At 69.8% G+C, this 10,924-nt stretch carries 8 protein-coding genes and 1 pseudogene; 7 read left to right on the top strand and 2 right to left on the bottom strand.

Annotated elements, in window-relative coordinates:
* The first annotated feature begins 140 nt into the window (after positions 1-140).
* The 5 genes and pseudogenes from IE107_RS29840 to IE107_RS29820 all read left to right on the top strand — a co-directional run bounded on the left by IE107_RS29840 (position 141) and on the right by IE107_RS29820 (position 6,484).
* Positions 141-3,731 (top strand): indolepyruvate ferredoxin oxidoreductase family protein, encoded by a 3,591-nt coding sequence (locus IE107_RS29840; RefSeq protein WP_189547474.1) that lies wholly within the window; start codon positions 141-143, stop codon positions 3,729-3,731.
* Positions 3,643-3,912 (top strand): annotated as a pseudogene (locus tag IE107_RS29835) (sensor histidine kinase); the annotation flags it as partial. The gene IE107_RS29840 and the pseudogene IE107_RS29835, both read left to right, overlap by 89 nt.
* 561 nt (positions 3,913-4,473) lie before the next feature.
* Complete coding sequence (locus IE107_RS29830) at positions 4,474-4,803, top strand: hypothetical protein (protein WP_189547473.1); 330 nt, start codon at positions 4,474-4,476, stop codon at positions 4,801-4,803.
* A 310-nt stretch (positions 4,804-5,113) separates the two neighbouring features.
* Entirely contained in the window at positions 5,114-5,689 is a 576-nt protein-coding gene (locus IE107_RS29825) for a DinB family protein (RefSeq protein ID WP_189547472.1), read from the top strand.
* Between the two features lie 552 nt (positions 5,690-6,241).
* Positions 6,242-6,484, top strand: coding sequence for a metallothionein (locus IE107_RS29820; RefSeq protein WP_189547471.1), 243 nt, complete (start codon positions 6,242-6,244; stop codon positions 6,482-6,484).
* A 245-nt stretch (positions 6,485-6,729) separates the two neighbouring features.
* On the opposite strand, the gene IE107_RS29815 is transcribed toward IE107_RS29820, so the two are convergent.
* Positions 6,730-8,334, bottom strand: coding sequence for a pentapeptide repeat-containing protein (locus IE107_RS29815; protein WP_229867358.1), 1,605 nt, complete (start codon positions 8,332-8,334; stop codon positions 6,730-6,732).
* A 247-nt stretch (positions 8,335-8,581) separates the two neighbouring features.
* Complete coding sequence (locus IE107_RS29810) at positions 8,582-8,734, bottom strand: hypothetical protein (protein WP_189547469.1); 153 nt, start codon at positions 8,732-8,734, stop codon at positions 8,582-8,584.
* Positions 8,735-8,881: 147 nt separating this feature from the next.
* Between IE107_RS29810 and IE107_RS29805 the strand changes: the two genes are divergently transcribed.
* Both IE107_RS29805 and fabV read left to right on the top strand, forming a co-directional pair.
* Positions 8,882-9,286: a RidA family protein gene (locus IE107_RS29805; protein WP_189547468.1), complete on the top strand. Its 405-nt coding sequence runs from the start codon at positions 8,882-8,884 to the stop codon at positions 9,284-9,286.
* A gap of 370 nt (positions 9,287-9,656) precedes the next feature.
* A complete protein-coding gene (gene fabV / locus IE107_RS29800; protein ID WP_189547467.1) occupies positions 9,657-10,871 on the top strand; it encodes an enoyl-[acyl-carrier-protein] reductase FabV in 1,215 nt (404 codons plus the stop codon).
* Positions 10,872-10,924: the final 53 nt, after the last annotated feature.

The raw sequence follows: 10,924 nt of genomic DNA, 5'->3' as shown, positions 1-10,924 counted from the left end.
ACCAGAGCCCCCAGTACCGACACGCGCACCATGGCCGCGCCTCGCAGGCACGGCTGTTTCGGGCGCCCGCCCTTGCCGTACCGGCCCGACTCCTCGTCCGCCCCGACGGCCACAGATGCCCCACCCGGAGGAACGCAGTGGTGACCCCCCAGAAAGCAACCGGCTCCCGCCCCACGCTTCAGGATCGATACGTACGCGAAGAAGGCATCGTTCACCTCACCGGCATCCAGGCCCTCGCCCGCCTGCCGCTCGACATCCGTCGCGCCGACCGTCGCGAGGGCCGCGGCACCGCGGGATTCGTCTCCGGATACGAGGGTTCGCCGCTCGCGGGATACGACATGGAACTCACGCGCTGCGGCTCCCTTCTCGACGAGTACGACATCGTCTTCCGCCCGGGCGTCAACGAGGAACTCGCGGCGACGGCCGGCCAGGGCACCCAACTCGCCTCGGCGCAGCCGGACAAGCGCGTCGACGGTGTCACGGCCATCTGGTACGGCAAGTCCCCGGGCCTCGACCGCGCTTCGGACGCCATCCGGCACAACAACCTGATGGGCACCCACCCGGACGGCGGCGCACTGGCCCTGGTCGGCGACGATCCCGCCGCCAAGTCGTCGACCGTCCCCGGCGCCTCCGAACTGCTCCTCGCAGATCTGGGTCTGCCCACGCTCTACCCGTCCGACCCGCAGGAAGCCCTCGACTTCGGGCTGCACGGTGTGGCGATGTCCCGGGCGTCCGGACTGTGGGTGGCGCTGAAGATCGTGACGGCCGTCGCCGACGGCTCCGGCACCGTCGACGTGAGCGCCGGACGGGTGTCACCGGTCGTTCCGGACCTCGCGGTCGACGGGGTGTCGTACCGCCACACCGTAGGCAGCCGGATGGTGCAACCGGCCCTCGGCGATCTGGAACGCAGCCGGGACGGCGCCCGTCTGGAGATCGCCCGTCGCTACGCCGCCGCCAACAACCTCAACCGGATCACCAGAACGGGTCCCGACGACCGCATCGGCATCGTCGCGGCGGGCAAGACCTTCCTCGACCTCCGCCAGGCCCTTCGCATCCTCGGACTCGACGACGCGGAACTGGGGCGCCGCGGTGTACGGCTGCTGCACCTCGGCATGATCCACCCTCTGGAACCCACGGTCGTCGAACGGTTTGCGAGCGGACTGCGCCACATCGTTGTCGTGGAGGAGAAGCGCCCACTCGTCGAGACCGCTCTCAAGGACCTGCTCTACGGCCAGGGTGACCAGCCGTCCGTCTCCGGCAAGCGCACACCCGACGGCTCGGCCCTGTTTCCCCTCGACGGAGAACTCGATCCCGACACCGTCGCCGCACGGCTCGCACCCCGCCTGAACGAACTGGGTGAATTCCTCACCGTGCAAAGCTGGTTGGAGAATATTCGGGCAACAACCCGGCGCAAGAGCCTGCCGCTTCTGCCCTTGCTCACCCGCACCCCCTACTTCTGTTCCGGCTGTCCTCACAACCTCTCGACCAAGGCACCCGAGGGAGCCGCCGTCGGGGCCGGGATCGGCTGCCACGCCATGGTCACGCTCATGGCCCCCTCCCAGGCCGGGGACGTGATCGGCATGACCCAGATGGGAGGCGAGGGCGCCCAGTGGATCGGCATGCAGCCGTTCCTCGAACGCGACCACCTGATCCAGAACCTCGGTGACGGCACCTTCCACCACTCCGGCAGCCTCGCCATCCGCGCTGCGGTCTCGGCGGGAGTGAACGTCACCTACAAGCTGCTCCACAACTCGGCGGTGGCGATGACCGGCGGCCAGCAACCCGTCGGCGTCATGCCCGTGCCCGCGATAGTCCAGGGCCTCCTGGCGGAGGGCGTCAAGCGCATCATCGTCACGACCGAGGACGTCAAGCGCTACCGGAGGATCACGCTTCCGAAGGGCGTCGTCGTCTGGCACCGCGACCGCCTGGCCGAGGCCCAGGAGGTGCTCGCCCGGACCCCCGGCGTCACCCTGCTCCTCCACGATCAGGAATGCGCGACGGAACTCCGACGCAAGCGCAAGCGCGGCCTCGTGCCCGAACCCACCGAGCGCGTGGTGATCAACGAGCGGGTGTGCGAAGGATGCGGCGACTGCGGACAGCAGTCCAACTGCCTCTCCGTGCAGCCCGTCGACACCGAGTTCGGCCGCAAGACCCGGATCGACCAGTCCTCCTGCAACAAGGACTACGCCTGCCTGGCGGGGGACTGTCCCTCGTTCCTCACCGTCGTCCCCGTCGGCAAAAAGCCCGCCTTCGTCCCCGTCCCGATGCCGGACGACGCTGCTCTGCCCGATCCGGAGCCTTTCGTACCGGCATCCCACACCACCCGGATCACCGGTGTCGGGGGCTCCGGCGTGGTCACGCTCGCCCAGATCCTCAGCACCGCGGCTTCACTCGCGGGCCGGCACGTCCGGGCCCTGGACCAGACCGGCCTGGCCCAGAAGGGCGGCGCGGTGGTCTCCGACATCAAGATCACCAAGGAGACGACGGATCAGGCCGGTAAAGCGGCCCTGGACGAGTGCGATCTCTACCTCGGCTGTGATCTGCTCGTCGCAGCCGATCCCGGACAGCTGACGACGGCCACCCCGGCACGCACAGTGGCGGTCGTCTCCACGGCAGAGGTCCCGACCGGACAGATGGTGATCGACCCGGAGGTGTCGTTCCCGCCCGTCGGACCTCTCAAGGAACGGATCCGGACAGAGTCCAGGGACGCGGTCTTCCTCGACGCGCGCCGGCTCGCCAACGACCTGCTGGGCGAGGACCAGTTCGCCAATCTCCTGCTCACGGGCGCGGCCTACCAGACCGGCGGGCTGCCGCTGCCGGCCCGTGCCATCGAGGAGGCGATCACCCTCAACGGTGTGAAAGTCGAGGCCAACCTCAAGGCGTTCCGTCTCGGCCGCCAGGCCGTCGCCGACCCCGAGGCCTTCGCCGATCTCCTGGAGGGGCGGGCCGCCTCACCCAAGCCGGAGCGCGGTCTGTCCGACGAGGCCCGGCGTACCCTCGAACTGGTCGGTGCCGCCCCCGAGTCGGAGCTCGCCCGGCTCCTGGCGGTCCGGGTACCGGACCTCATCGCGTACCAGAACGCCGCCTACGCAGCGAGGTACGCACGCTTCGTCGAACAGGTACGTCGAGCAGAGGGCGAGAGCGTCCCCGGCTCGACCGCACTCACCGAGGCCGTTGCCAGGAACCTGCACAAGCTGATGGCGTACAAGGACGAGTACGAGGTGGCCCGGCTCTCCCTCGACCCCGAGGTCGAGCGGGAGGTGAAGGCCCGCTTCGGGGACGGCGCGCGGATCTCCTACCGTCTCCATCCGCCCGTACTGCGGGCACTCGGAATGACTCGCAAGATCGAACTCGGCCCCTGGTTCAAGCCCGCCTTCCAGGCACTCGCCGCGATGCGCAGGCTCCGTGGCACCCGCCTGGACCCCTTCGGAGCGGCACGCGTGCGGCGCACGGAACGGGCCCTGGTCGTCGAGTACGAGGCCACGATCAGCGAGGTCTGCCGGAATCTCGACGAGGGCTGCCACGGCTTGGCCGTCGAGATCGCCTCACTGCCCGACACCGTGCGCGGCTACGAGGAGATCAAGATGGCATCGGTGGCGCGATACAGGGCACGGTCCGCGGAACTCGTCGGCCGGCTGGGCGGGCGGCACCGTGACGCTGTGCCTGGTGCACCACGGCGACCGGGCGATCGTCCAGGTCCGCGACACGGGCACGGGCATCCCTGCGGATGACCTTCCGCACGTCTTCGACCGCTTCTGGCGCGCCGACGCGGCCCGGGGACGGGAGACGGGCGGCAGTGGGCTGGGCCTGTCGATCGCCCGGCAGATCGTCTCGGACCACAAGGGGACGATCGACGTGGAGAGCACGGTGGGGACGGGGACGACGTTCACGATCGTGCTGCCGACGGTGTGAACCGCCCACCCCGAGCGCTGTCGACAAGGGTGAACCGCCCGCCCTGACTCCACCTTCCGCCCTCTGCCCGCCGCCGCCCGGAACCCCTCGCGCTCCGTCGACGCGTCGAGCGCTCGCGCTGAGCCCCGGCAAGGCACTGCACGGCGACCGACGTCACGACCAACTTGTCGCCCTGCGCTCGCTGTTCACCCGGGCCAAGCCGGCACGTCGCGCTTTCCGTAACCGGGCCGGCCGGATCAGGGACGGGCGTCCAGGCACTGACGGCGGTGCCCCAGAGCTGTTCGAGAACCTGGTTCTCGTCGTTGGCGACAGCCGACAGGTACCGGCCCTCGCCGAGCTCGGGACGACCTTGCCGAGCGCCGTGTCGTAGGCCCGGCGAGTGTTCGCCACGGTGATGGAGTCGGCTGTGGCCGGGTGCTTCCCGACCGGCCAGGCGTCGCGCGTGCCGTGCGCCCTCAGCGGTCAGTGACCCCTCCACCCCGCGCGGACCCTACCGAATCGTGACCGGGGCCGCTAGCCTCCTTCCCTCCGTACGCCGAAGGACCACCAGGAAAGGACAGCATGTCCATTCGTTCTCGGGTCGCAGCCGTCGCTACATCCATCGCACTGGCCGGCGCAGGCATGCTCGGCCTCGCGTCGCCGGCCTCGGCCGGGGCCACAGGGCTCATCTGTCCGAGCTATCCGCAGATCATCGACGGCAGCGGCGGTCACAAGGGGGCGAGGATCTCCTGCACCGGCGGATCGTTCTTCCTCGCCATCAGGTGCGAGACGCTGGATGCCAGGAAGTACAGGTACTGGCACTACGGCAACTGGGCTGCCTCTGGCAGCACTTCAACGGTATGGTGCGACCGCGACGCGAAGATCATCGCAGCTGAGCCTCGTACGGGATGAGCCTCCTCCGCAGCACCCAGAGGCCGCGAGACACTGAGTCGGGCCCGTCACTCTTCCGGTGACGGGCCCGATGGGCGCAGCAGGGTCAGTAGCAGGCGATCAGCCAGACGATGAGCCCGGCCCATGACAAATCCCCCACCGCGCGCGACGCGGCACACGCCCCCCTCGGCAGTCGGTCCCCAACCGTGCGCAAACCGAAGTCCTCTGCGGATTGCAGATTACGCTTGCCCCGCAGCCACTGCGTGATCTTCCGTCTTCGCACACCGGTGATCAACGGTGGCCTCACCTGTCGGCGAACCCGGAGCAGCCAATGACCTCGCCCGGCCCTGTCACCCGAGATCTGCTCGAGACCTTTGACGACGTACGTTCCAGAACCCTCGCCCGCCTTGACGGCCTCACCGACGCCGAGTACCTCTGGGAGCCCGTCGCCTCGTGCATGACGCTCCGGGCGGATGAGAACGGTGTGTTCCGTGCCGATCCACGGCCCGCCGGCGATGTCCGTCCGGCACCGTTCACGACGATCGCGTGGCGTATCTGGCACATCGGGGCAGACTGTCTGCGCGGCTACGGCCGCTTCTTTGACGACGAAACCCCGAGCGGTGACCAGCACCTGTGGCCGGGCACGGCGGCCGAAGGCGTCCAGATGCTGGTCACCGACTGGTCCCGATTCCGAACCCGCGTCGAACTCCTTGGCGATGACCGTCTTCTCCAGCCCATGGGCCCCCGCGCCGGCTCCTACGGTCACGAGAGCTACCTGCTCCTGGCTCTCCACGCCCTGGACGAAGCCGCTCACCACGGCGCCGAAATCGGCGTCCTTCGCGACCTCCACCTCCACGGCTTCACCGCGGAGCAAGGAACCAGCAACGAAGTCAGCACGACAACCTGACACACAGCCGGGCAGCCGGTGGGAGCCGCAACAACGTCTTTCAAGCGCCTCGTACTTCACCGCAGCAGGAACAACGCGCCCTTGATGACCTCGGGCATTTCCCGGCCGGGCCTGGCGGTCGGTCCTTGAGGATGTCGGCGTTCGACGTATGCCGTGCCGTATGCCGCACAAGGGGAGGGTGACCGGCTTGCGCTGTTGCCGCCCCGGCCAGTGAGGAGGCCGCGGGCTCGGGCGTCCAGTCCTGCGCGCAGGGGACGAGCAGTTTTGGCCGGGGGTGCCGGGAGGGGGCGAGTGGGGGCAGTCTTCTCCGTTTGCGGACCTGAGTCGCGGGTCATGGTGTGCCACCACCACCCGGTGGACGGTTCCGTGATTGCCGCGCTGGGCGCGAGGACGCTGTGTGAGTGATTCCGCCAGCACGGTCGGGCAGCAGTGCACGCGCTGCCGGAGGATCGGTGCGCCCTTCCGCTAGTGTCCAGGGCACCGCGCTTTCACCGGCGAGTGAACGTGCAGGTGCCCCAGCTCATCGATTCCGGCAGCAAGGAATGATCGTCCATGGCCGTGTGCGAGGTCTGCCACAACGAATACGAGCTGGCGTTCGAGGTACGTGTCGCGGACGGGGCGGTCCACGTCTTCGACAGCATCGAGTGCGCCGCCCAGAAGATCGCCCCGATCTGTGTCAACTGCCAGTGCCGCATCCTCGGTCACGGCATGCAAGCCGACGGACAGTTCTTCTGCTGCGCACACTGCGCACGTGCGAAGGGCCTGTCCGAGTCCCAGCTCGTGGATCACGCCTGACCCCTCGGCCCGGTCACCGGAGCAGACTGCGAAGCACACTTCGATGTGTGCGGAGCGCTGCCCGGTCGGTCCGGGCAGCGCTTCGAGGAGGTCGCCAACGGTCGGATCGTGCAGTGCCCGGGCGGCATCAGCCTGGCAAGCATGACGCCGGCTGAGAGCCCGGGCCCGTACAAGCGGCCCTGGGACCGCCACGCCGTGCGGGCAGGGCGTCGGTCCGCTGGTACGACGCCGGACCGGCAGCGTGGTCACGGCGCGGGGCTGGCCGCGAGCAGTGATTCGAGCGTGGCGCGGGCGGTGTGCTGACGGGGCAGTCCGGACAGGGCGAGGTGCTCCTCGCCGAGGTCGGCTCCGTCATGGCTCACCGGCCCGTGGAATGTCGCGAAGCCGCTGCCGTCGGGCAGGCGGAACAGCGCGGCGCGGGTGAACAGACCGCCGTCGAGCCGCGTGACGCCGTGGAACTGGGTGCCCGTGAAGTCCGCGTACGCCAGCCGGCAGCCGCTCAGGTCGAGGTCGACCAGCGTGGCACCGGACAGCGGCAGCTCCGCGTCCGGCCAGAACCGGTCGGCCTCCGCCGGTCGCAGGTGCGTTGTGAGCAGGTTCTGCGCCGCCTGCCGCACGGCCAGTTCGGCCCGCTGCTCGTCGTCGAGGTCCGCGGCGCCGACCGGGAACGGCAGCGGCATCCGCAGGTACGCACAGGCCGCGGTGACGATCTCGGCGCGCAACTCGGGTCGGACGTCGCCGAGCGCATCCAGAATCCGCAGCCCGGCCAGCCGCCCTGACGCCTCGGCCGCGGCCAACTGGTGTGCGTACGGGGCGACGGCGGCGTCGGTTGCCAGGCGTGCCGGGCCGTCGTCCGCGGGTACCGTCGCCCAGCCGAACGGCCACCGCTGTTCGAGGTCGGTGGCCGCAGCGCGGGCTTCGGTGAGGTCGGCGGCGGGTTGGTCCAGGTACACCTGCGAGTCGAAGCGCGCACCGCGGAACATCGCCGCCGCGCCGAACCGCACCTTCCAGAACCACGCGGCGTCCCGGAAGTGCGCGCCGCGGAACGACGCGGCATCGCGGAACAGCGCCCCGTCCCCGCCCTCCTCCCAGGTCTGGTACTCACCCATCAGGTACGCATCGGGCCAGTGGGGGTCGGTCTCGTTCGGTTCGCACCAGGGGATCGCGGTCGCCGGCCCGAGCATCTCCGTGAAGGCGTCGTCGTCGAGATCCTCCCAGCTCTCCTCCTCCCAGACACCCTCCTCGCCGAATCCGAACCAGGCGAGCCCGTCGAATTGGGCATCGTCGAACCGGGCCCGGCCGTGGAACCGGGCCCGGCCGAAGACGGCCTCCATGCCGAACCGGGCACCGGCGAACCGGGCGTCGCAGGCGAACACCGCGCGCGCGAACACCGCTTCGCGCTCCCAACGCGTTCCCTCGAATGTGGTATCGCCACGGAACAGGCAGTCGGCGAAGGTCGCCCGGGCGAACCGGCAGCCGGTGAAGTCGATGCTGTCCACGACCGCGCCGGTCAGGTCCACCTTGATGCCGTCCCAGCGGGCGGTGTCCGGCCCGGCCGTGTCCGGTACGGGACGCAGCCGGTCGGCGAGCATGCCGAGCGCCGCCCGCCGTACCTCCGGCCCGGCCGGATCGTTGCCGCCGTCCGCCGGGTGTTCGTCCCGGGCCAGATGCTCTCGGACGAACGCGCAGACCGCCTCCGCGACGTTCGGCCGCAGGTCCGGATGCTCGTCGCCGAGCCGGGCCAGTTCGGCCACGGCGTCCCGCCGTGGACCGATGTCGCCGCCGCGCAGCCGGCCCGCGGCTGCCCGCACCGCGTCGGCCGCCGGCTCGCCATCACCGATGACCACCATAGACACCCCACACTAGGTAGAACGATCAAACTCCTTGGCCCCGTAAGGTAGCGGTTCGCCCGGACCCCATCGAGAGTGGCCCGCGTTTGCCACCAGCCGGTGGTGGAGAAGGAAGCCGCCCTCGTTCACGGCTGACTCAGCCGGGACCTGCGGGGCGTTCTGGGCGCGAAGATCTCGGACGCTGGATCATCCGCGCAGCGGCACGGATGGGAGCAGCTGGTGCCCGCGCAGCCGTGGCTGACGCGCATCAGGTGGAGAACGGGTGGCCGGCCACCTCTGCGGCGCCGGAGCGTACCGGGACGCGGAAGAGCTGACGTTGGTCGCCGTGCGGGAGCCGGGCGCATACGACCGCCTGGACTGAACCGGAGGCCGCCCAGTACGAGGTTCGGCGGTGGCTCATGGGACGCGGGGTGGGAGACGGTGAGCGCGCGGCGGTGGCGACGCAAGGTTCGGTGTGTGGGCGCGCGTCGTCGCGGAAGGTCGTGGGCGGGGTGGCCGTGACGGCTGCCGTTGGAATGCCAGGTCGGTGCGCAATGTTGAATCAGGCATGACGACCGATCAGCGCACGATCACCAACCCAGCCGCCCTCCATGACCCGGCACCATTCGGCTACAGCCATGCCGTCTCGGCGCCCGGCGTACCCGTCTTCATCGGCGGCCAGTACGCCTCCGACGCCACCGGTGCTCCTCTCCCCGGTGATTTCGCGACCCAGGTGGACCTGGCGTTCGACCGGCTGCGGTCGGCGCTGGAGGGGGTCGGCCTTGGCTACGAGCACGTGGTCCGACTCGGCACCTTCATCGTCGACCACGACCTCGACAAGCTGGAGATCCTCGGCAAGGCGCTGCACGCCCGTTTTGGAGACAGGCTGCCGGCCCAGACACTGAGCGGCGTGGCCTCGCTCGCGCTGCCGGGGATGCTGTTCGAGGTGGACGCGGTCGCGGTACGGCCATAGCGGATCCTCCGCGCGCAGCATCGGCCCGATCCCGCGATCGGGTGCCCCGCGTCCGCTGTTTCCCGATCGGGGCAAGCTGTCGCCCGGACAGGCCCGCTCGGGCCTGTCCGGGGACGCCCGGCGCTGAGGGCGGCCCGGGCGGTTCGTCCGGCCGGCAGCGGATCAGGGGGCGGGCGAAGTGCCGGACGGTGCTGAGCCTGGTCGCAGCTGCTTCTTGCCCTGCTGGAAGTGGGGGAACACTCCAAGATCGGCTCCTGATCCTTGTCCCTGGTGGGTCCACTGTCAGTGTTCGTCCTGTCGCAGACTTGCAGAACGTGGCGGCCCGGCTGGTTGCCGCGTTTTTGGCTCAGTCGACCCAAGGACTGCAATCGTGAGCGAGCGCGTTCTCATCCCCCGCAACCGGGGCTTCCTCTTCCTCGACTCCCACCCGGCGGGCTGCGAGCGGCTGGTGGCCGACATGTGGCAGGCATGCCCCGACTCTGCCGACGTGCCGGAGGGTGCCGGACCGGTGGCTCTGATCATCGGCTCCTCGGCCGGATATGGCCTGGCGGCCACTGTCGCCGGACTCAAGCGCGCCGGTATCCGCGGCATCATGGTCTCCTTCGAGAAGGCCCCCACCGAACGGCGTACCGCTACGGCCGGCTGGTACCGCACCGCCGCCACCGCCGACATCGCCCGTACCGCCGGGCGGGATCTGGTCTTCCTCAACGGCGACGCGTTCTCCGACACGATGAAGAATCAGGTCGCCGATCTCATCGAACAGCGTTTCGGCGGCAGGCTGGACTACCTGATCTACTCGGTGGCCGCGCCACGACGCACCGACCCGGCCACCGGCACCACGTACGCCTCCGTCCTCAAGCCGATCGGCCGGGCGAACCGCACCAAGACCCTTGTTTTCGACGACCAGGGCGTTCCCGAGGTGCGCGAGGTCGAGACCGGGCCGGCTGAGGGCGATGATGTCGAGCAAACCGTGGCCGTGATGGGCGGTGCGGACTGGGAACGCTGGATCGAGCACCTGGCCGGTCGGGGACTGCTCGCCGAGGGCTTCGCTACCGTCGCGCTGTCGTACATCGGATCGCCGCTGACAGCGGCGATCTACCGGCAGGGCACCATCGGCGCGGCCAAGGCCCACCTGGAGGCCACCGCCCGCACCCTGAGCGAGCGGCTCGACAAAACGGTGGGCGGGCGGGCCGTGACCTCTGTCAACGGCGCCGCCGTCACCCAGTCCTCCACCGCCATCCCCGGCATCGCCCTGTACACCGGCCTGCTGCGCGGCGTCCTTGGAGAGGACCTGGTCCCGCCAGTACATCAACTTGCCGCCCTGTGGGACCAACTCACCGGTGCCGCCCCGCTCGCCCTGGATGACGAAGGCCGGATCCGCCTGGACACCTGGGAACTCGCTGAAGACGTCCAGACGGCCGTCACCGAACGCTGGGCGGCCGCCACGACCGATACCATCGCCGGTCTCGCCGACCTCGACTGGTTCCACGCCGAGGTCCAACGCCTGTACGGATTCTCCGTGCCGGGCGTCGACTACACCGCCGCGGTGGCCACCGACATCCCCTGGCCCGTTCCCACATCCTGACCCCGGCACGGATCCGCCATGCGGAACCCCCGCCGAGCGGTTCTCCCCCTTCG

The organism is Streptomyces gelaticus (assembly GCF_014649535.1).
Classification (GTDB): Bacteria; Actinomycetota; Actinomycetes; order Streptomycetales; family Streptomycetaceae; genus Streptomyces; species Streptomyces gelaticus.
This window is presented reverse-complemented; position numbering and strand designations above follow the sequence as displayed.

What these genes read in the sequence shown, in the direction of transcription:
- IE107_RS29830 (WP_189547473.1), top strand. Translation starts at nt 4,474, where the DNA reads ATGTCCATTCGTTCTCGGGTCGCAGCCGTCGCTACATCCATCGCACTG.
- IE107_RS29825 (WP_189547472.1), top strand. Translation starts at nt 5,114, where the DNA reads ATGACCTCGCCCGGCCCTGTCACCCGAGATCTGCTCGAGACCTTTGAC.
- IE107_RS29820 (WP_189547471.1), top strand. Translation starts at nt 6,242, where the DNA reads ATGGCCGTGTGCGAGGTCTGCCACAACGAATACGAGCTGGCGTTCGAG.
- IE107_RS29815 (WP_229867358.1), bottom strand. Translation starts at nt 8,334, where the DNA reads ATGGTGGTCATCGGTGATGGCGAGCCGGCGGCCGACGCGGTGCGGGCA.
- IE107_RS29810 (WP_189547469.1), bottom strand. Translation starts at nt 8,734, where the DNA reads ATGAGCCACCGCCGAACCTCGTACTGGGCGGCCTCCGGTTCAGTCCAG.
- IE107_RS29805 (WP_189547468.1), top strand. Translation starts at nt 8,882, where the DNA reads ATGACGACCGATCAGCGCACGATCACCAACCCAGCCGCCCTCCATGAC.